Annotated in this window: 24 protein-coding genes and 1 tRNA gene; 6 read left to right on the top strand and 19 right to left on the bottom strand. The window is 37.9% G+C overall.

Annotation, left to right across the window (positions count from 1 at the left end):
- Nucleotides 1-13: 13 nt before the first annotated feature.
- The 9 genes from trmD to pyrR form a co-directional block, all read right to left on the bottom strand.
- Nucleotides 14-742, bottom strand: coding sequence for a tRNA (guanosine(37)-N1)-methyltransferase TrmD (gene trmD, locus G7061_RS07340; RefSeq protein WP_159641522.1), 729 nt, complete (start codon nt 740-742; stop codon nt 14-16).
- Nucleotides 742-1239, bottom strand: a complete 498-nt coding sequence (rimM, locus tag G7061_RS07345) for a ribosome maturation factor RimM (protein WP_159637836.1) — start codon at nt 1237-1239, stop codon at nt 742-744. Before rimM ends, trmD begins: the two co-directional genes overlap by 1 nt.
- A gap of 37 nt (nt 1240-1276) precedes the next feature.
- The gene (locus tag G7061_RS07350) at nt 1277-1525 is read right to left on the bottom strand and encodes a KH domain-containing protein (RefSeq protein ID WP_159637838.1); all 249 of its coding nucleotides are present in this window, start codon (nt 1523-1525) and stop codon (nt 1277-1279) included.
- A gap of 2 nt (nt 1526-1527) precedes the next feature.
- Entirely contained in the window at nt 1528-1800 is a 273-nt protein-coding gene (rpsP, locus tag G7061_RS07355; protein ID WP_159637840.1) for a 30S ribosomal protein S16, read from the bottom strand.
- 283 nt (nt 1801-2083) lie between these two features.
- The gene (locus G7061_RS07360) at nt 2084-2842 is read right to left on the bottom strand and encodes a hypothetical protein (RefSeq protein WP_166120204.1); all 759 of its coding nucleotides are present in this window, start codon (nt 2840-2842) and stop codon (nt 2084-2086) included.
- A gap of 75 nt (nt 2843-2917) precedes the next feature.
- Entirely contained in the window at nt 2918-3718 is an 801-nt protein-coding gene (locus tag G7061_RS07365) for a DUF2785 domain-containing protein (RefSeq protein WP_166120207.1), read from the bottom strand.
- 141 nt (nt 3719-3859) lie between these two features.
- Nucleotides 3860-4801 carry a 3'-5' exoribonuclease YhaM family protein gene (locus G7061_RS07370; RefSeq protein WP_240914412.1) on the bottom strand — a complete coding sequence of 314 codons (942 nt, stop codon included), beginning with the start codon at nt 4799-4801 and terminating at the stop codon, nt 3860-3862.
- On the bottom strand, nt 4788-6770 hold the full coding sequence (locus G7061_RS07375) for a RecX family transcriptional regulator (protein ID WP_159641517.1): 1983 nt from the start codon (nt 6768-6770) through the stop codon (nt 4788-4790). The genes G7061_RS07370 and G7061_RS07375 overlap by 14 nt, the downstream gene beginning before the upstream one ends.
- Before the next feature lie 50 nt (nt 6771-6820).
- The gene (pyrR, locus tag G7061_RS07380; RefSeq protein ID WP_159637848.1) at nt 6821-7327 is read right to left on the bottom strand and encodes a bifunctional pyr operon transcriptional regulator/uracil phosphoribosyltransferase PyrR; all 507 of its coding nucleotides are present in this window, start codon (nt 7325-7327) and stop codon (nt 6821-6823) included.
- 79 nt (nt 7328-7406) lie between these two features.
- On the opposite strand from pyrR, the gene G7061_RS07385 reads away from it, so the two are divergent.
- Nucleotides 7407-7480, top strand: a tRNA-Trp gene (locus tag G7061_RS07385).
- A gap of 299 nt (nt 7481-7779) precedes the next feature.
- On the opposite strand, the gene G7061_RS11005 is transcribed toward G7061_RS07385, so the two are convergent.
- Together G7061_RS11005 and G7061_RS07395 are read right to left on the bottom strand one after the other, a co-directional pair.
- Complete coding sequence (locus G7061_RS11005; protein WP_370456880.1) at nt 7780-8478, bottom strand: VanZ family protein; 699 nt, start codon at nt 8476-8478, stop codon at nt 7780-7782.
- A gap of 88 nt (nt 8479-8566) precedes the next feature.
- The gene (locus tag G7061_RS07395; RefSeq protein WP_166120215.1) at nt 8567-9145 is read right to left on the bottom strand and encodes a hypothetical protein; all 579 of its coding nucleotides are present in this window, start codon (nt 9143-9145) and stop codon (nt 8567-8569) included.
- A 231-nt stretch (nt 9146-9376) separates the two neighbouring features.
- Between G7061_RS07395 and G7061_RS07400 the strand changes: the two genes are divergently transcribed.
- On the top strand, nt 9377-9535 hold the full coding sequence (locus G7061_RS07400) for a hypothetical protein (protein ID WP_159641514.1): 159 nt from the start codon (nt 9377-9379) through the stop codon (nt 9533-9535).
- Between the two features lie 108 nt (nt 9536-9643).
- Here G7061_RS07400 and G7061_RS07405 read toward each other — a convergent pair whose 3' ends face one another.
- The 7 genes from G7061_RS07405 to G7061_RS07435 all read right to left on the bottom strand — a co-directional run bounded on the left by G7061_RS07405 (nt 9644) and on the right by G7061_RS07435 (nt 16752).
- Entirely contained in the window at nt 9644-11005 is a 1362-nt protein-coding gene (locus G7061_RS07405) for a DNA polymerase IV (protein WP_166120219.1), read from the bottom strand.
- Nucleotides 11006-11020: 15 nt separating this feature from the next.
- The gene (locus tag G7061_RS07410; RefSeq protein WP_159647214.1) at nt 11021-11260 is read right to left on the bottom strand and encodes a hypothetical protein; all 240 of its coding nucleotides are present in this window, start codon (nt 11258-11260) and stop codon (nt 11021-11023) included.
- Nucleotides 11261-11369: 109 nt separating this feature from the next.
- The gene (locus G7061_RS10960; RefSeq protein ID WP_166120222.1) at nt 11370-11552 is read right to left on the bottom strand and encodes a GDCCVxC domain-containing (seleno)protein; all 183 of its coding nucleotides are present in this window, start codon (nt 11550-11552) and stop codon (nt 11370-11372) included.
- 87 nt (nt 11553-11639) lie between these two features.
- Nucleotides 11640-13958: an HAD-IC family P-type ATPase gene (locus G7061_RS07420; protein ID WP_159637860.1), complete on the bottom strand. Its 2319-nt coding sequence runs from the start codon at nt 13956-13958 to the stop codon at nt 11640-11642.
- A gap of 13 nt (nt 13959-13971) precedes the next feature.
- Nucleotides 13972-14781, bottom strand: coding sequence for a phosphorylcholine transferase LicD (locus tag G7061_RS07425; RefSeq protein WP_159637862.1), 810 nt, complete (start codon nt 14779-14781; stop codon nt 13972-13974).
- A 193-nt stretch (nt 14782-14974) separates the two neighbouring features.
- Nucleotides 14975-15523, bottom strand: a complete 549-nt coding sequence (gene rsmD / locus G7061_RS07430) for a 16S rRNA (guanine(966)-N(2))-methyltransferase RsmD (RefSeq protein ID WP_166120224.1) — start codon at nt 15521-15523, stop codon at nt 14975-14977.
- Nucleotides 15520-16752, bottom strand: a complete 1233-nt coding sequence (locus tag G7061_RS07435) for an FtsW/RodA/SpoVE family cell cycle protein (protein WP_159641509.1) — start codon at nt 16750-16752, stop codon at nt 15520-15522. Before G7061_RS07435 ends, rsmD begins: the two co-directional genes overlap by 4 nt.
- Before the next feature lie 137 nt (nt 16753-16889).
- On the opposite strand from G7061_RS07435, the gene def reads away from it, so the two are divergent.
- Genes def through G7061_RS07455 form a run of 4 tightly spaced genes read left to right on the top strand, consistent with a single transcriptional unit; the run spans nt 16890 to nt 20770 of the window.
- A complete protein-coding gene (def, locus tag G7061_RS07440; protein WP_159637869.1) occupies nt 16890-17462 on the top strand; it encodes a peptide deformylase in 573 nt (190 codons plus the stop codon).
- 8 nt (nt 17463-17470) lie between these two features.
- Nucleotides 17471-19426, top strand: coding sequence for a ribonuclease J1 (gene rnjA / locus G7061_RS07445; protein ID WP_166120226.1), 1956 nt, complete (start codon nt 17471-17473; stop codon nt 19424-19426).
- Complete coding sequence (locus G7061_RS07450) at nt 19416-20216, top strand: metallophosphoesterase (protein ID WP_159637873.1); 801 nt, start codon at nt 19416-19418, stop codon at nt 20214-20216. The genes rnjA and G7061_RS07450 overlap by 11 nt, the downstream gene beginning before the upstream one ends.
- Entirely contained in the window at nt 20198-20770 is a 573-nt protein-coding gene (locus tag G7061_RS07455; protein WP_255466702.1) for a class I SAM-dependent methyltransferase, read from the top strand. Before G7061_RS07450 ends, G7061_RS07455 begins: the two co-directional genes overlap by 19 nt.
- On the opposite strand, the gene G7061_RS07460 is transcribed toward G7061_RS07455, so the two are convergent.
- Nucleotides 20736-21242, bottom strand: a complete 507-nt coding sequence (locus G7061_RS07460) for an NUDIX domain-containing protein (RefSeq protein WP_159647202.1) — start codon at nt 21240-21242, stop codon at nt 20736-20738. The genes G7061_RS07455 and G7061_RS07460 overlap by 35 nt on opposite strands.
- Nucleotides 21243-21499: the final 257 nt, after the last annotated feature.

The following is a 21499-nucleotide window of genomic DNA, read 5'->3' on the forward strand; positions in this document are numbered from 1 at the left end:
AGTAAACGATTGTTTACTCCCCCTGATTTTCTTGTGCAATTTCTTCCATCAATGTTTGTTCTAACTTTGAAAATTCACGATTTTCTAATAAATCAGGACGAACACGTTGTGTTTTTCGTAAAGACTCTTTGAGACGGAATCGTTTGACGTTCTCATGGTGCCCACTAACAAGTACATCCGGTACTTCATGGCCATCATAGACACGAGGACGGGTGTAATGTGGATATTCTAGCAATCCATCACTGAAGGAGTCATCTTCATGAGACTCTTGTGTGATAACGCCGTCAACGAGGCGAATAACGGCATCTGAGATTACCATTGCAGCGGCTTCTCCACCCGTTAATACATAATCACCAATCGACATTTCCATATCCACATACATTCGAATCCGTTCATCAAAACCTTCATAGTGGCCACAAACAAGTACAAGATGCTCATGTTTGCTTAAATCATACGCTAAGGATTGTTTCAACGTCTTACCTTGTGGCGTCATCATAATTACTAATGATTTTTCTGTGCGTGTTGCTTTAATTGCATCGATAACAGGTTGGCACATTAAAACAAGACCAGCACCACCACCATAGGGATAATCATCGACCCGATTGTGACGGTCTTCTGTAAATGAACGCATATCGACAACTTCATACTCGACGATTCCTTTTAGAATCGCTTTATTGATAATTGATGATGTTTTGAAACCAGTAAACATATCTGGAAAAAGCGTAATAACACTAATCTTCATTACAATCCCTCCATCCAATTGATATCAATGCGTTTTTCACTAATATCAACTGAAGCAATAAAACGTTCTACAAACGGAACTAAAATATCGCGCTCTTCCCCTTCAATACGCATGACTGGGTGCGCAGGAGTTTCAACAATTTCAGTAACAGTGCCGATGTGTTCATTATCGCGATACACACCACACCCTACTAAGTCGACAAAATAGTATTCATCTTCGGGCAATTCATGCATTTCATCACGCGGTACAAAGAGTTCGCCTTTGTGAAAAAATTCAACATCATTCAAGGAATTAAGTCCTTCAAATTTAATGAGAACTGATCCTTTATGCATGCGCGTTGTTTCAATCACAAGCTCTGTTGTTTTACCGTTTAATTGAAATTGAACGACTTGTCCTTTTTTAAATCGTTCTTTAATAAAGTCAGTTTTAGGAAAAATTTTTAATTCTCCACGGACTCCGTGTGGCTTTTGGACAATACCAATACTTATTAATGACATATTTACCTCCAAAAAAGGGATGTACTTAAGTACATCCCTAATATGATTCAAATTTAATTGAAATTCTTTGATCAAGGACGCGTGAACCAATTGACATTGTTTGTCGAATTGCATGGGCCATGACGCCTTGACGGCCGATTAAACGTGCAATATCTGAACTTTCAGCATAGATTGCAAGAATAATCTCATTCTCATCCAAACTCGGTAACCTTTTGACACTCAAACTCTTTTCGTCTTCCACTAATGGCAACACTAAATCATATAGAATATCTTCAACCGGTCTCATAATTATTTCGCTAATTTTGATTCATGAAAACGAGTCATGATACCTTCTTTTGAAAGAATGCTACGAACTGTATCTGAAGGTTGAGCACCGACTGATAACCATTTCATTGCTAAAGCTTCGTCAACTTTAACTTCTGCTGGTGATTGTGTTGGGTCATAGTATCCTACGATTTCGATGAAACGTCCATCACGTGGTGCACGTGAATCAGCTGCAACGATACGGTAGAAAGGTTTTTGTTTTGATCCCATTCTTCTTAAACGTAATTTAACTGCCATTATAAAAGCCTCCTAAATGTAATTTACTTTATGAGTATAGCATTCGCCATTAGAGGTGTCAAGTCTTTTTACTTAACAGTTTGAAAAAATGTGACACGTCTATTTAATCTAATTTGATTTAATAACTCCCCATAAGATTCGTTGCTTCTAAATATTTAGTATCAACTGTTCCAGACGATGGAATTGAAGGCAACATACAAACGTAATGAATCCATTCGTTACTTACGAAGGCTTCTTGAGCCAAGCTTGTCGTCCTAGGATCATTTCGTTAGTCCCATGCAGTTTAACCCAGCAATTTCATTACTGATTCCGTTTCCTCAGGATACTTTGACACTAGTCTTTTTTTCCCCAAGTTCGATTTGATAATTTTCTTTATAACTTTATTATCACTTTGAGCATACTTCGATAATAACTCAAATCCCTGTTTAGGATTTACTGCTACAAAGACACTGATTGCATACGCAAGGCCTTTTTCTAAAACTTTGAAGTCCTCATCTTTATAAAGACTTGGTTCTAATGTGCATATTTCCGCTAATAGACAATTCGAAACGACCAATGAATAGTCACACAATACTTGGCTTTCTAACAATTGATAATCAGCCAACGTCGCGACGACCGCTCTTTTCTGTGAAAAAGTACCTGTCTTCAAATATGCATTGAATGTATCTATAAGCAGTGCCTCATTGCACATTCCTATCCTCTGAAATGCCATGGCCACCGCTTCTTTAATACGCCATGAACCGTTTGCTGACTCTGACAACACATCCAACACTACAACTTTATCACCGCTGCTCAGTCTTTCAAAAATACTCCCCAATGTAATTAATTTGCACATTACAACAAAAACCTCTGGTGCATTAGCATCCTTGTGATTCAATGTCAGTGCACTCAAGTAAGCAAAATTATAGTCGTTATTCATATAATAGTCGGCAACTTGATTGGCGAGTGTTAAATTTGCCATTCTTCCCGGTAGGTTAGAATTTGCAAGTAAAAATGTGGTAATTTTAGAATAATCATTGGTAGCTAAAATAGCATCAATCATTGCGTAGTACCCCTACTTTTTTCAATTGATTAGTTATGTCTTTCGCTGATTTCATATGCGCTCGAAAAGAGACGCTTAAAATGATCGATATCGTTTATAAAATAAATTTAAAGACATTCTAATTGCACGTTCCGTTTTTTCACCCAAAACATTTTCATTCATCAATGTAAAATTCAATGCGAGTAAATAATTTTTCCAACAGACTTCATACTGTTGCAAATCATCAAGATGACGCGAATTGTTCCCTAACCATTCCGCAAATACGGCATCATTTAATTTTCCGTACACTCTCATGTTTGTGCTGGCCTTTGCAAGTCGTCCCTCTTCTCCATATAGGAACCCACCTACATCCACCAATGCACGGCGTGTTGCTTCCAAACACTGAACGACTTCAATTTCTTGAAAGTAAACAGATCGCGATGCGCTTGCAATTAGATCTGCACCATGAGCAAATGCATGTGCCCACCCTTTTTCTTCGATAAAGCCCCGATTGTCATTTTCGACTCTAAAATATCGTACAGCATCCATCACTAACGCTTTTTCATCCTTGGATGCAATCCATGGGTTCTTATAATGGTCTTCCAATAATATCACCATAAGTAATGATGTAAAACTCCGTGCGAAGACACTATCCGAGGTTGGCCCATCAATATTTAGAAATAGCTTGTTTTCGGTGAGTACATTATTCAAGATCAAGTTTTTTTGCGCAAGATTAAGGCGTTCTGTTTCAAACAAATTACAAAAACCCAAATAGATTGTATTATCACGCAAAACCGGATCTACTGATCCAATTTCAGTTAACATCAATGTGATAATTTCATCTGAAATGGGTGTGTCATTTTGAATGGCACTATTGATTTTATTTATGATAGTCATAGTCTCTCCCTTTATGCTATAACCATAATACAAATCTCTAAAAACATAAAGCATGTTTGCGAAACTTTTGCACGTTTAGGACAATCTTCTGTCGATTACCTAAAAAAGAACACTTATCGTTTAACAATAAGTGTTCTGAAATTATTTAATCCCTTTTGCTTTGTAGAAATTGCGATTGTCTAGTGCGAACATTCGGGGACTGAATTCTCCCTCTGGAAGATCATCGTAGAATTTTTCAAACATGTTGGTTCGCGCATCGAGATTATCAATAATATTAAGCATTTCTGCTTCTTTAATCATCGGCATCACCGGTGAACCGTACTCCATTTGACCATGGTGTGACAAAATCATATGACGTAAAATCAATGTTTGTTCTTTATCAGCGTGACCAATACGCTCGGCAATTGCTGTAAAATTTGCATGCATGATTGATATATGACCAAGAAGTCGACCCGCGACAGAATATTCACTGAGCATTGGTGCTGTATACTCTTCAATTTTACCCATATCATGCAAGATAACACCTGCTACAAGCAAATCTCGGTTATAGATTGGATAAAGGTCGCAAATCGCATTCGCCGCTTTAGCCATCCCATACACGTGTGTAGCGAGTCCACCCACAAAATCATGATGATTACGTGTTGCGGCAGGATATTGATAGAACTGATCGCCTACTGCTTCTAGGTTTGCAACCACAAGTTCCTTAATGATCGGATCTTCGATTGCATCTACAAACGTTTCAATCTCTGCTTTTAAGAATGATAAGTCATAGGTACTTGCACTCACGTAGTCGTCCAACGCATATTGTGTTTGATCTTTAAATTCGAGAGTATGGACACGCATCTGTAATGCTTGACGGTATTGATTCACATCACCTTTAACTTCTAGAATAAGTCCGACTTGGACCATTGCTTCAATTTCAGGTTTCAAATCCCATACTTTCCCTTCAATTTCACCCGAGTTATCTTGGAAGGTAATTGACAAATATGGCGCGCCACTTTGGGTTACTCCACGTACAAACCGTCCTACTAATAGTGGACCTTCGAACTTTTGTCCATTTTGTAATTCTTTAATTTTCATCATTTCTTTCCTCCATTACTCGGGATACAAGGTCATAATCATATCCTTTTGATAGTGCATGTTTCACAACATGATTCTTAATTTCGCGCTCCGTATCGTAACGTTTTGAGTATCGTGCCCATGCTTTGTCTATAACAAGACGCAGACTACTTATTTCTTCGTCCTCACCATAGAAATCATCAATGCGATTCATAATTTCTTTAATGACGTTGTAGTCATAACCTTGACGCAACAGATGTTGGCTTGCCTTATCAACACGTTGACGCTGCGATCCGTCTTTTAAGGTATTCAAATATGCATTTGCACGTTCGATACCACGTTCTATATAAAGATCTTGGTCTTCGCTTTCAAGCGCTTCTGTTATTTTATCACTCGCAAAACCGCGGCGCTGTAAATCTTCAAAGATTCGATAATTTCCACGATTTTGTTCACGGTGGTAATCAATTTTATCACGGAAATATCGTTCATCATCGATAAAGCGTCGTTTAACGAGCAAATCAACAACAATCTCAATCTGTGTTTCATTTAGATCAAACTTAGAGCGTAGATAATCCGCCATTTCATAGGAGGTATAATCCCGAAGTCCAATCCGTTGAAGCGCAATTTGGTAGGCTTCGTATATTTGTTGATCATCTTCCATTTCATTTATTTCGAGACGTGACAATGTATCACCTTCTTTAATTTCACGGCGTTCTTGAATGAATTCATCAATAAGTAGTGTTTCTGTATTTCCTTTAGATTCAATTGTAATTTCACTTTGACCATCACTACGTTCTTCGACTCCAACGACATTATAACGCCCATGGTACATATCGCCTGCACGTCGGTAAACTGCAAGCATATTATCAGCAAAGAGTTTACTATCAAACGTACTTGCTTTCATAAGTGCATTCGTACGGATTCGCTCATGCTCTTGCTCAGATGCTTTGATAAACGCTTCTGCTTTATCAGCAAATGTTGTGGCATCTTCAAACAGGTATCCGGTTTCGTCATCGACGATAATACCGTCTAAAGGACGATCCGGTCTCGCAAAGACACACAGACCACACGCAAGTGCCTCAATATAGGTTAATCCTTGTGTTTCCGTCAATGATGCAGAAATGAAGGCATCAGCAACATGATAGTAGTTGACAACCTCTTCTGATGGCACACGTCCAACAAAAATTACGTTATCTTGAATTCCTAAGTCTTTAGCTTGTTCTTTTAAATCATCATCGGAAGGACCGGCTCCAACTATCATTAAACGAGCATCACAGCCTTCTCGAACAACTAATTCCTTAAAGCTACGTATAACAACATCGATGCTTTTTTCTTTAGCGAGACGCCCAATGTAAACAAACAACGGAATCCCTTGAAGCGCATACGTACTGCGAATGGCTTTAACAGCTTCATCATCACGTTTATCAAAACGTTCCAAGTCGAGTCCTGTTGGAATAACAGCAATTTCTTTTTTGATGTCATAACCCAAGAGCATTTTTTTAGTTTTCTCTGATGGTGCGATAATAATTTGTGCTGTTTTGGTAAACATACGACTCATTTTTGCAACGGCAATCCGAGACAAATGATCCACAGACTTCAAGCCCAACAAGTTAACATAGTGGGTATAGTCTTCATATGTTGTATGATATGTCGAAACAAGGGGTAAACGTAGATTTCGCGCAATAATGCGTGCAAACATCCCTACTCCGAATTCCGAGTGAACATGAATGACATCCAATTCCATTTCTTCAATGACAGCTTGTGCCTGAATATGAATTGGACTGCTGAGAACATAACCATATAAGAACTTGAGTTCAACCCCTGGCAATCTTAAAACATTATTTTCATAACTTGTTGACGCAATAGATGGCTGGTTTGTAATTATAAATACAGTATGGCCTTCTCGTTCAAGTGCATCTTTTAATGTAACAATCGATGTTACGACACCATTTATATCTGGTGTATAGGTATCTGTAAAGAGTCCTATTCTCATAACGTACCTCCTAAAGTTAGATTATGAATAGAAAAGCCCGTTATGGGCTTCTATTGAACTGTAACGCTTTCTTCCCCATCAACTTCGCGAAGTTTAACTTTAACTTTTTCTTCGAGAGCGGTTGGTATATTTTTTCCGACGATATCTGCACGAATTGGTAATTCGCGATGTCCGCGATCAACAAGCACAGCTAATTGAATTTGTTGTGGCCGTCCGTTATAGACAATGCCATCCATTGCCGCACGCACGGTTCTTCCTTTAAATAGCACGTCATCAACAATAACGACAACGCGGTCTTGTACACTGATTGGTAATCGGAATGCTTGATCTTTTGATTTGAGATCATCGCGCCAATAACTAATGTCCAGCGATGCAACTGGGACACTAACTTTTTCTATTTTTTCCATGAGCTTTGCGATCCGGAATGCAAGCGTGGCACCACGCGTTTCAATTCCTAATAAAACGACTTTATCGAGTCCTTTATTCCGTTCTATGATTTCGTGTGTCATCCGAATCAGTGAGCGATTGATAGCACTTTCGTCCATTATTATTTTCATCTTTGCACCTCTTGAAATATTATATCAAAAACAGGTTGTAATTGGTATAAGACTATGATATTATTTGTGAGCAATCGATAGGGGTATAGTTCAATGGTAGAGCAACGGTCTCCAAAACCGTTAATGTGGGTTCGAGTCCTGCTACCCCTGCCATACATAAATAATACGCACTGTATAGTGCGTTTTTTATTGCTTTCATTTATCCGAAACCGCCCAGAAATCTCAACTATTTTCTCACCTAACTCATCGCAATCCCTCGTGTCCCGGGGAGATTGATTTGACAATGATCAATTTGGGTTACAACAGTTTGTTGTAAGAGTAGGAAGACTTTGCATAATGGCTATATTTTTGCAATATTATACCCTTCAAAAGAGTTAAACTTCGTGACGTGACTTTACACGAAAAAGACAATAAATCAAAACTTCTATTCTTCTGAATCAATGTATTCAAAGTCATTTTCTCCTGGTTTGTGTAAGATATACTCTAATTTTGCGATAAATTTTGAATAGCATATAACCAAGAATACCACCAATAATGTTTAAAAACACATCGAGAATATCGATATCTCTTGATGATCCGAGGTATACTCTCATCAATAGTTGTACAAGCTCAATTGACATAGACAACATCGATACCCAGAGAACCGTCCTACAAAACGAAATATGTTTCTTTCCACTCGCAATGAAGAACCCTGCAGGAATAGTCAAAAGTATATTCAATAGATAGTGTTTAAGGTACAGTCTATGCCCATCGCCGATCAAACTAAAAACTACGAACGGGTTATAATTAATCGAACTCCCGATCGGTTTCGAGAAATTGTATTGCACCATTTCAGGTGTCAGGGGTATCGGATAGATAGTCACTTCTAGTAAAGCGCATATATAAAGAAACTTTAATGACCAGATAAAGCCTTCTTTTGCAGGCATTTTTCTGACTTTAACAACAAACAGTATCAAATATATAAGGGCGTAAATAACTATTCCGCTACTCAGCTCCACAAGTTTATTGGATTGAGCAATAGATCCAAAATAGAAAGTGTTCATTCTGCCTCCATTTTCCATTTCAACAAAATTTATGATGTGTATCCGTGTAGACCATGTTTCGAGGAAGCACGATATCTCACATTTTAAATTGTCATCAAATTTATCCATAAATATGACTTACGTCCTGAACGATTCAGCAAGTCAATATATAAACTCATCTTATGGTCAGCCACGCTTCAAAACACCATAGCAACCACTACAGACTATTGTTAGCGGTTAATTGAAATCCCTTCAGCGCTTTGTAGATACTTATGAATACTAAAATTTGGGCAAGATTTTGGATTATCGTTGCTAATACTGTAAAACTCGGATTTAATTGAGCGACGATCGAAATAACAATACCTACCGTAACGGTAACGATATAAAGTTTTTTGAATTTTTCCCCAAATGCCGGATCACCACCGCAGAAAAGAAAATAATTCGCAACAATGAGAAAAATCGCAGCGACAAATGCTAAGATGGCGACGAAAATCATTGCGAAAGGTGCTGCAATAATGAGAAACGTAATAATAAATAAACCACCAAATGTGTAAACTGCATATTTATAGTATTTAAACGATGCATCTAAATTTTCATTCCCAATTCCAAGTGTTTTAAGTTTAGAGAGCGCATAAACGGTTACCCCAAAACTTATAAGAATCAAAACCGAAACAGTTAGATTTACCCATAAATTTTTAGCACCAAGAATATCACCAAACGATAAAATCCACGCGACAATTAAACTGTACAACAAGTAGCTATAATACTTAATTCGATCTTCATTGATTGTTTTCATAAAAATACCTCCATTTATGTTCAATATATGGGAATACCACTGTTTACACAAGTTTTTATGATTACTTCGCATCTTTTCTTGCTTAATCCGATACATTTATGGAAAGATGGACCTTATTTCACTTCACAATGTGTCACACGACTTATGAAAATAAGGACAATTGAAATACAATTTGATATGCCAATATCGCGTTTTATTTCATATAATGGGGTAAGAAATGGAGATTGCTTGATGAATAAGAAAAAGAAACAATACGAACATGATGCAACAATTTTCGGTGTTTGCATTATTCTTGGAATTATTGGAAGTAACTTTATAGAGTATGGTATAGTGAGTATCTTATTAGGAATCGGGATTGGTGCGTTTGTTGCTCGCCGACCCATATCTTAAGCCACCCACCGTTAGCCGAACGTTCTAAATAAAATGTAAAACAGAAAACCGCTTTTTCCGCATGTGGTGTTTCTGTTTTTTTATATGTCCATTCAAGCATTGAAGTTGTTAGTACTCTCCTTTTCCTCTCATAAAATCTACACGGCTTTTCTGATCATACTTCTCCTTTTTACGTAGTATTTTATTATGCAAATCATCAGTGTCTAAGTTGTAATCTTTTTTTCTTCCTGGAAAGACAGAGTTGCTGTTTTTAGCATCAAAATTTTCGATATCTTTATTAAGAAGCGACGATGCTCGTTTCACAACATGAAAGCCAAATTTATCCCTCAAAGCGTCAATCGTCTTGTCAACTGTCAAAGATCGCGTTGCATCATTATCCACTGTTTCAAACAAGTTTATTTGTTGTGGAATTGACGTATCATCAATCAGCTTGCTGACATAGACACCAATTGATCGTAAAGGCAACACTGAAAAATCATAATTTTCCTCCAACAAGTCCATAGCAATACGCAATATTTCCGACGAAACATTGGTTGGTTGCATTACTTTACGTTGGCGTGTAAAACTCTTCAAATTAACATCTCTTGGCGCAATCGCGATTACAAGTCCTTTCATCTTTTCATCACGCAGTCGAGATGCCACACTCTCGCAAAGGCGCTGTAAGATGATTTCAGCTTCACGTAAGGAATTAATGTCATGAGGTGGCGTCGTACTATTCCCAATACTCTTTGGCGGGGCAACATACCCATTTGCTTCAACCGTCCCCGCATCATCACCATTTGCATAATGCCACATCTCTAATCCCTTAAGTCCAAATCGTTGATACAACACATCACGCTGTGTTTGAGCTAAATCTCCGATAGTATATATACCAATTTCATGAAGCTTGGGCACGGTTTTATTTCCAATAAATAGTAAATCACCCACAGGTAATGGCCATACAATTTCCTTAAAGTTATACTTGGTTATTATTACCATTCCTGATGGTTTGATTAAGTCACTCCCTAATTTTGCAAAAACTTTATTCCAACTCACACCAACTGAAACAGTCAGTCCATATTCATCTAAAACTCGACGTTGCATTTCATACGCAAGATCGTACGGTTTGCCAAATAAATGGTATGAATCAGTAACATCTATCCATGCTTCATCCAAACCATAAGATTCCACAAGATCCGTATACTCTTTATAGATTTCTTTTACTTTCGTTGTATAGTAAATATACTCTTGATACTGTGCAGGAACAACTTTTAATTGCGGGCATTTTCGATACGCATCTCGGAGCGTTTCAGCTGTTTTTACGCCAAATTCCTTCGCTTTCAGATTTCGCGCAAGAACAATCCCACTTCGAGTTTCCTCGTCACCTCCAACACACATAGGAACGTCACGAAGCTTTGGATTCAACATCTCTTCAATTTGCGCAAAACAATGATTTATGTCAATATGAAAAATAATTCGTTCTTTTTCCATCACTTCTTCCTCCTGCTATGGTTTAGTGCTTTCAATCCACCAACGGTTTTGTTTTACAAATATTCGACGCTCATGTTCTTGAATTATAATACGATACATCAAACCAGACCCTCCAACTTGGGAGTTGGCTTGCCGTACTTCAATAATACGATCAATATCATAATGGTTATTTCCCGTTGATATACTTAACGGAACATAGGTACCGTCTTTTTTTATGATTGAAATAACTTCAATGTTTTTCTTGTAATATTCCATCTTTATCACCTATTTAAAGTATAACAATAGTATCGGACATTTTTAGACGTCTACTATTATTTCAAAAGCTTCTTTAGCTGAAAAAAAAGAACCGTATGGGTTCTTTTTTCTATTGCATGGATGGACATTTCACTGTTCCATAAGAACAAAATACACAGCAATCACCGGGTTGTGCTTTAATAACAGTTTCACATTGACTGCATTTATAAAAGAATTGACACATATCCTCAGGCATAATTTCAGTACTTTTAAAGCCGCAGTATGGACACGTTAAAGTTGATTCCATAATCATATATATTAAACTCCTTTTACCTTTTATTATCTTATCACTTTATATTTACGCTTGTAAACACAATAAAAAAAGACACTTCATTGTGTCTTATTTTACATTGCTTGAAGATGCGTATCGATTCACGATTCGATCAATTATTTTAGTGAGTACAAATAGAGTCGCAAGACCAATAAATGCAAACATTACAGTTAAGACTGTTTCGTGTGAATTCAAACGTGCAAGATGCATTGGTTTATACAAGAAATAACAAACCGTAATCAAACTTGTTGCCGATAAGAAAATCACACCAATTCGTTTCCAATTCATTGGTTGGAATAGCTTCACAACCATGACCAGTGATAAGAATATCGTTACGAAATACATCATTGTCTGACGAACTGGTAAAGGCATTGGTTGGAATAGAATCAACACGAATACGACAGCAGTTGCTGCAGCATTCGGAAAGATATTTTTCATAATACTTGGAATAATAGCCTCTTTCGGTTTCGCGTAGTTTGATTCAAAGGTTACGAACGATGATGGCATCCCCTCGACAAACATGCTCATGATTGAGACTTGGAGCGGTGTGAATGGATAAGGTGTATTCATAAACACTGCCACAAGAGCTAATAAGAAGGTTAGCAACGTTCCAAGGTAATACATCGATGCTGACCTGGATATATTATTGGTGACTAAACGACCTTCCATAACAACGTCTACCATTGTTGTAAATTCATTATCCAATAAGATGATTTGTGCAGCTTGACGTGCTGCACTTGATCCAGCACCCATAGCTATCGAACAGTCGGCAGAACGAAGTGCTAAGACATCATTCACACCATCACCAACCATAGCAACACGTTGGCCATTTTGTTGCAGCATTTTAACCATTTTTTGTTTTTGATAGGGTGAAGCGCGGCCAATAACATTGTAATTAAGTACAGCTGCTTCCAGTTCTGCATCCGATTCAATCTGACTTACATCAATTGCTTTATCGCCATTTTGAATTCCTGTTTTCGTAGCAACCGCCATAAGCGTATTGATATTGTCGCCAGAAATAACTTTAACGTTGACTTCATTGTTTTTGAAGAAATCCAATGAGTCATATACATCCAAACGAACAGGGTCTGCAATCGCAATCAATGCTGTCGGAATTAAATCATCAGGACGAACAATATCATGCAGTTCATCAGGTGTTCGCGCAACGAGAAGAACACGCGCACCCTCACTTTGATACTGAATTGCTTGTTCTGGTAATTCATAATTATCAATTAAAAATTCAGGTGCACCAAGGAATACTGTCCCATGACCTTCATATGTCATCGAACCCCATTTACGAGCAGATGAGAATGGCGAGACATGAATCGGATGAATATCACATTCACCAGAGAAGAACGATTTCATCGCTAATGTTGTAGAATCAGAATCCGTTGAGTTACCCACATAGGTACTTATCATTGGTAATGCTTTCGTTTGTTCTTCTAAATAAATAACATCTTGAACTGTCATTTCTCCAGCTGTTAATGTTCCCGTTTTATCGATACACAGCACATCTACTTTGGATAACACTTCAATACTATAGATTTCTTGTACTAGGGTTCGTTTTTGAGCAAGTCTAAAAACAGAAACACCAAATGATAAACTTGTTAAAAGAATAAGACCTTTTGGTAATAATCCAAGAAGGACTGTCGATGTTGATAGTACAGTCATTCGCAAATCTTGATGACGGAATACCATCGCTTGAACAACTAGAATAATTCCGATTGGCAGTACAATTCGAGTACACCATCTGGTAATCCGTAAAAATGTCTCCATGAGCTCAGACTCAATTGGCGTATAATTACGTGCTTCATTCGTTATTTTTTGGGCAAAACTATCGAGTCCAACGTGTGTAGTACGGGCATATACGGTGCCACTTGTTACAAAACTTCCGGACAGAAGAACTTCCCCACTATTTTTCATAACAGGGACTGATTCTCCAGTTAAGTTGGATTCATTCATCTCAGCAGTTCCTTCAATGACAACTGCATCCGCAGAAACTTGGTCTCCCACTCGATAAAGAACCACATCACCTAAAACAAGTGCTTCACTTGGTATATTTTCGATATTGCCTTCACGTATTACCTTAGTGTCTTGAGCAATTAATATATTCAAATTCTCAACGATGCGCTTTGACCGTATTTCTTGAAAAGATCGAATCGCAATATTCATAATAATGACGTTAAGAAAGAAAACACTTAAATACTCACCAACAAATACCAGTGCAGCAGCAATCACAACATTATACAAGTTAAACAAGTTAAATGTATGGCCCATTATTATTTGAGCATTCGATTTAGACTTTGTTTTTGGTATAACATTGACATTCCCGCGACTGACTTGCTGATCAACTTCGTGATACGTTAATCCTGTAATCTTTTTATTCATCGCTACCATCTCACTAAATTTCTATATCATCAATATGTTTCGGTTTCTGTTGTTTTTCTGGTGGAAATTGCATGTAGGACTCCCCAAATAGCGATACTAGATACTCGTGGTATCCAGGAGGCATTGGTAACATATGTCCTTCAAATTCCATGTCTATCGTTGGCCACATTACTTCGTTTGGCACGCGTTGGTCTTCTAATTTTGGAAAGAATGTCCATGTTAGATTAAGCGCTGTATATTTCGAATCTTTATGTTTCGCAGCATAACGTTTCGCACGATTGTTGAACCATCGTTTAAGTGGCGCTGCTTGGATTCCTATATTATCCAAGAAGACAAACATCGGCATACATGCAATCGAAAAGCAAAGGCTTGATAAGTACTTAAATTTACTCTCCGATACCTTATCAACCGCAAATACGTCAATAAATAGACCATCACCTTCACATTTATTCATCAGTAATGAGTTTTGTTCTTTAACATAAGTTCCGCCCATACGGAATTTCATTTCAGGAATTAAGACATTATATGCATCATCTTTTTCCAGGCAGTGATAATAGTAAGGTTCTTGAATTTCATCTGGTAATATTTCCAATAATTTGTGATATGTATCATAGGTCATCATGACATCAACATCATCATCCCAAGGAATAAACCCTTTATGACGGACCGCACCCAGTGCCGTTCCGTATCCTAATGCGTATTCAAGATTGTGTTTCTTACAAATACGGTCAAATTCTAAAAGTATTTCTAATGTTTTCATTTGTACGTCACGAAGGGTAATTTCAGATCCATCTTCGCGAACTTTTAATATATATTTTTCCATGGTACCCGTTTCCAGTCTTTGTACATTATATGTTATCTTAGTTGATTCGCAACTAACAATAATGTCATTTTATCATACTTATTGTCTTAAAAGAATGCTCACAGTGTTCAATCCCATGATTTTACATACCTAAAAAACATAAAATTATGGTTTATTTGCAATTTTCCATACTTCTTTTGATAAAAACACCACATTATTGTGGTGCATGTTCATAGAATTTTACTTTTGAAATGCCATACGATTTCGTGTCATAACAGTGCCAATCGCCAATTTGATCGCTTAAATCTGCGCGACTATCCATTTCAACAATCACGATACTATCCGTATGCAATAGATTGCCCTCAATCAAATTTAGAAAAACACTCGGTAATTCGGTATATGCGTATGGAGGATCCATAAAAATCACATCGAACGTTCCAGATAATCGCTTTGTTACAGTCAGGGCATCTCCCTTTTGTACTGTCACTTGTTGTGTCACATTCAGTGTCTTAACATTATCTTGAATCACTTTGAGTGCTCGGCTATCTTTTTCAATAATCGTTGCGGCATGCATTCCTCGACTGATTGCCTCCAATGCCATGGCACCACTCCCTCCAAACACATCAAGAAATGTACCACCATCAAAGTATGGTCCAATTTTACTGAAGATAGCACCTCTTACTTTATCTGTTGTTGGTCGTGTCGTCTGTCCTGACAAAGTCTTGAGGACACGAGATCCGTGGGTTCCAGCTACGATTCTCATAAGCCTTGTTGCTCCATTCGTTTCTTTTGCGCTAATACTTTTTGCTCTACATTGTAGTTACTGATGACATGTTGAACCAAACCAATTGCAATCATAATGGCCATTTTGCTTGAACCACCCGCAGATACAAAAAGTAGCGGAACTCCAGTCAACGGCACAAGACCCGTCACCCCTCCAACATTAAAAACAAAGTGAATCATTAGGTATGAAGCCACACCCACTAAGATAATTTTATCCCGTTCGAGCTTAACATAAAGTGCATACTTGAATGTATTGTAGAGAATCACACCGTAACCTACTAAAACGATAAGAATTCCAAAAATACCAAGCTCTTCAACAACTATTGCGAGTACAAAGTCTGTCTGCGCCTCGGGTAAGTATCCGAGTTTATTAAGACTGTTTCCATACCCTTTTCCAAATAAACCTGCATCCAAACCTTGAATCATTGCTACAAGACTCATGAATAACTGGTATGAATCACCATATCGCTCTCCTAAAGGATCGGCGGATGATTTAAAACGTCCAAGCATATAGTCATGTGCTCCAATTTTATTAAGAATGCTTTCAACCAAATGCAAACCCGTTTCGGTCCCTAAAAATACCACTAAGACGATACCTACCAAGAGGAAAATCGTCATATATTTTTGAAACTTATCAAGTTTTCGATTGGAAGGCACCAAGAAACACATATAACCGATTCCAAGAAGTACGACTGCAGACCCAAGGTCTCTTTGAAGTGCAATAATAATAGCACTGAAAATAAGAATAAAGATTAAGGGTTCTTTGACCAAATCCCATGTCTTAGCCACTCGATGACGTTGCTTGTCCCCCAAGTTAATTGCTACAAGAATAATTACCCAAATCTTCGCAAACTCGGCTGGTTGAATCGTTATTGGTCCAAAACGAAGCCAAGCCCGTGCCCCATTAACAGGCGGAAAGACAAGTACCGATAACAAGACTGCGATCACGCAAAGGCTAATAATTCGTTGATACTTTGTTACCAATTTAAACGAAAAATTACGAGCTGTAAAAATCATTAATACATAAGAGATAACGACAAAACCCAGTTCCTTCGCACCCGCGAATAATAAGGAACCGTTTGTTGCATCCGTGGACATACTCGCTGAAATAACCATTAAAACTCCGAAGAGATTTAGAATTAAGACTGCTGCATGAATCGCACGGTTATAGCCCGCAGGCATTTTAAGTGAGAATCTGTTCTTTTTCATACGATTATCATAGCATAACTTCCTTGAAAAATATGCGAAAGCCTTTCAAAAATGTTAAAAATACGCTAAACTATACCTAACGAGTTTATGTCAAACAATCATAAAGAACTCATATTTTGAATAGAGGAATTTTTAATATGCATAAAATAAATATGGACACAATCGTCCAAGACCCAAATCCCGTTTTGCGTCAAAAAGCAAAACCGGTATCTTTTCCTTTGCAATCAGAGGATATTGAAACTATCGAATCAATGCTGAAATATGTGCGTGATTCACGCGTCGATGAACTTGCAGAAAAGTATAATCTACAACCAGCAAATGGTATTGCGGCACCTCAAATTGGTATTTCAAAGCAAATGACAGTCATCGTCATCGAAGATGAAGACAAAGACGGTAATTACTTTGAAATCGAGTATGCGTTAATCAATCCACGGATTGTTTCCCATGCGGTTCGTAAAGCAGCATTATCATATGGTGAAGGATGTCTATCCATTCAAAAAGTATATGAAGGCCTCGTACCAAGAAGTCAGCGCATCAAAGTTGAAGCGTATGATTATCTGAGAGGCGAAAACGTTACAATTGTCGCAAAAGACTTTTTGGCAATTGTTTTACAACATGAAATTGATCATTTAAACGGTGTGTTATTCTACGATCATATTAATAAACAAGATCCATGGGCACACGATGATAAACTCAAGATTATAGAATAGGAGCTATTATGGCAGAAAATAACAATTCAATTCGCAAAACCGATACCCTTGTATATGCTTTAGGTGGTTTAGGCGAAGTTGGTAAAAATATGTACGTCATTGAGCACGATGATGAGATTATCATCATTGATGCCGGTGTCATGTTCCCAGAGGATGATTTGCTTGGCGTTGACTATGTCATCCCCGACTTTTCACATCTTGTAAAAAACCAACACAAAATTAAAGCATTAATCATTACTCACGGTCACGAAGACCACATCGGAGGAATTCCATTTCTTCTACAACGCGTAACCATTCCAATGATTTACGCACCACGTTTTGCGAAAGCACAAATCGAACGTAAACTTGAAGAACGTAAAATTAAAACAAAGCACAAAATTCAAGAAATTAGTTCTGAATCAAAAGTTACAACAAAACATTTTGTAATTGGTTTCTTTAATGTCGTTCACTCGATTCCTGATGCTTTAGGTGTTCTTGTAAATACACCAAACGGAAGAATCGTATCAACCGGTGACTTTAAGTTCGACTTAACACCTGTTGGTGAAAATCCAGATTATCAAATTATGTCTTACATGGGAGAAATCGGTGTCACGCTTCTTATGAGTGATTCGACCAATGCTCAAGTGAGTGGATTCTCAATCAGTGAACGGGATGTTGCGAAAGAGATTAATCGCATCTTTAAAAAGGTTGAAGGTCGTATTATCATTGCTACCTTTGCCTCCAACGTTTACCGCGTCCAACAAATCATTGAAGCAGCAATCGCACAAGATCGAAAAATCGCCGTATTTGGACGAAGCATGGAAAACGTAATCACTATTGCTCGAAAACTAGGTCATATTAAAGCATCAGATAAAAACTTCATCAATGCTAACCAACTCAATAAATTGCCTGCTGATAAAGTTCTTGTACTCTGTACAGGATCTCAAGGTGAGCCCCTTGCTGCGCTTAGCCGTATCGCAAACGGAACACACCGACAAGTAAGCATTATTCCTGGAGATACTGTGATCTTTTCATCAAGTCCAATCCCTGGAAATGGGCCAAGTGTGTCACAAGTCGTGAACCGCCTCAGTCGTGCTGGAGCAAACGTCCTTACTAATTCACCACTTAATTCACTTCACACTACAGGTCACGCCTCCAAAGATGAGCAGACCTTGATGTTACAACTTATTAAACCAAAATACTTCATGCCAATGCATGGGGAATACAAAATGTTAAAAACACACAAAGAAACAGCTATCGAAACAGGGGTTAAACCTGAAAACATCTTTATCTGTTCTAACGGTGATGTACTCGCAATTCGAAGTGGCGAAGTCTTCCAAACAGACGTTCGTATTCAAGCGGATGACATCTACGTAGACGGTAACGACTCTAGTGGACTTTCTACAGCAGTTATTAAAGACCGTAAAATCTTATCTGATAGTGGATTGGTAAGTGTCGTGGTTACGATTGATTCCCGACAAAACAAGATATTGGCTAAACCAAGTATCGTAAGTCGTGGTTTCGTCTTCATTAAAGAAAATCAAACACTTCTCAAAGAAGCAGAACAAGTTGTGTACGAAGCACTCAAAAAGCGTATGCAAAAGAAAGTTACATTTGGTGAAATTAAAAATACAATTCGCGGTTCACTAGAACCATTCTTGTACAAGCACACCCAACGTAATCCGCTTGTAATTCCTGTTATTCTAAACCAAAGGCAAACTGTGGATGCATCAGCACCACAGAAAAATGCCAAGCAAAAACAAGGGAAAACTCAAAAGCCAAAACAAAACAAGCAAGGTCAGAACAATAAACCCAAAGCTGAATCAAAGGATCAAAAACAAAACAGTCCAGCGAAACAACAACCAAAGCCTAAGAAAAATCCCAATCAACAAGTAAAGAAACCCGCTCAAGCGAAAGCAAAACAACCGACGAAAACTGACGTTGTAAAGCAACCTGAAACTTCAGTAGAAACTCATGAAGCGTAAGAAAAAACAAATAATTTCCTTACTTATTATATTTTCATTACTTGTTGGAGTTTATTTAGAAATGACTGTGTTTTCATTAAGTCGGGTATCGCTTCGCTTCGAAACTGTAGTATCCGAAAAGATTCCACCTTCATTCCATAATGCATCAATTGGTGTTATTTCGGATGTGAATGGAAATATCTCAAACTTAAATAAAGCTGTTGATCATTTAAAAATATATCAACCGGATATCGTTGTCTTCTCTGGTAACTTATTCGACGAAACAACAACCGCAAGTGATGAAGTTGCCATCCGTGACTTACTCACAAGTATTCCAGACAAACTTGGAAAATATGCGGTTCTTGGTAGTGGCGATATTCCAAGTTCAAACGACACAGCACGTCAAACCCTTCAAACTTCTGGGTTTCGCATTCTCGACAACAGTGTGACCCCAATTCATAAGCAAACGAATGAATCAATTCAACTTGTTGGCTTGAACACAAATGCAAGTATTACCTATCCAACCGTTGTTGATGGTGGCTTTGTTATTACTATTGCACACAATCCGGATGTCTACGACAGTTTACGAGATCAGACCATGGATGTCATGATTACTGGGAAATCTATGAATGGAAAAATAAGGCTGCCACTCATTGGAGCCCTATTCCCATCCAGTAAGTACAATGAGAAACGCAAACAATATGATGAAACCATTATGATTCAAAGTTCTGGTGTAGGCACAAGCAAACCAGAATTTAGATTGTTTACAAATCCAGATGTTGTTATTATTAGATTACAAAACCCTCAGTAAATGAGGGTTCTTTTTTTGAAAGGACGATACTTATGAACCATAAACAACTAGCCCATCTTTTTATGCAGAAGTTTCTTGATGAAACGAGCAACGTTGTCGATATGACAGCTGGCAACGGTCACGACACTTTGTTCTTAGCGCAACATGCAAAACATGTCACAGCAATCGATATCCAAGCAGAGGCCATCAGAAGCGCCCAAGAGCGCACTAAAGAGTATCACAACATTACTTATCTAAATCAGAGTCACGACCTTGTAGACTACGCCCTAATCGCACCTATAACCGGCGCCATCTATAATCTCGGATATTTACCATCTAGTAACAAAGAAATCATTACAACTGCCGCAACTACTATTGCTTCATTACATCGCATTCTTCCTTATGTTGATAGATTTATCGTCGTATCCTGCTATCTCAAACATGACGGCGGATATGACGAGTATCTTGCAGTAAAAAACTTCGTAGAAGCTTTAAACAAGCCATACGAAGTTCTTGAATACGAGACGCCATTGAGTCCCGTTACCTATTTAATTGATTTAAGTAATAGTCAATAATGAAACGCTCCCGGTCATGGACTAATTCATTAACCATTTCCCGGGGTTCATTTAGAATCTCGCGCCATGCCTCAGGCGTTTTCCAAACCACTCCATCAAACCATTCTTTCTCAGCATCGGTCCACGCAATCGATGCTTTTTTTGTAGTTCGAACGACAAAGAAATGATGCATGGTAATCACTTCCAGTAAATTGTAACGATTAATCACTGAACCCAGATACGATTCAACCTCGCACTCATAACCTACCTCTTCAAGGACTTCTCGTTTGATCGCTTCAACAAGAGTCTCAGAACCTTCTACACCACCCCCTGGCGTCTCATAATGATCACGTGGTCCAAAGATATCATTTCCTTTAACATGCATCATTCCGACCTCATTGTGCTCGTTCAGAACAATAGCTCTGGTGGTCTTGCGAATGGTTGTAAATCCAGTATTTGGATATAATGTGTCATAAAATTCATGTAATAGCATTTTTGTGCCCCCTAAAATAAAAAAGACGCTGCTGCGCCTTTCAATGAAGTTGTCTATCGAACAAATATCTTGGGTGGGGGGGTAAAGATTATTTGTCGATAAACGATTGGCCATCTCTGACCATGTATAATATTACCTCTTTCGATAGTTTCTGTCAATAGATAAACACAAATATTTAATTTTCTATATAAATCACATTATTCATACCTTTCATTAAAATATTAAGTATTTGTGAAGATAAGAAAAAAAGAGATTGC

This window comes from Erysipelothrix sp. HDW6B, from assembly GCF_011301115.1.
GTDB lineage: Bacteria > Bacillota_I > Bacilli_A > Erysipelotrichales > Erysipelotrichaceae > Erysipelothrix > Erysipelothrix anatis.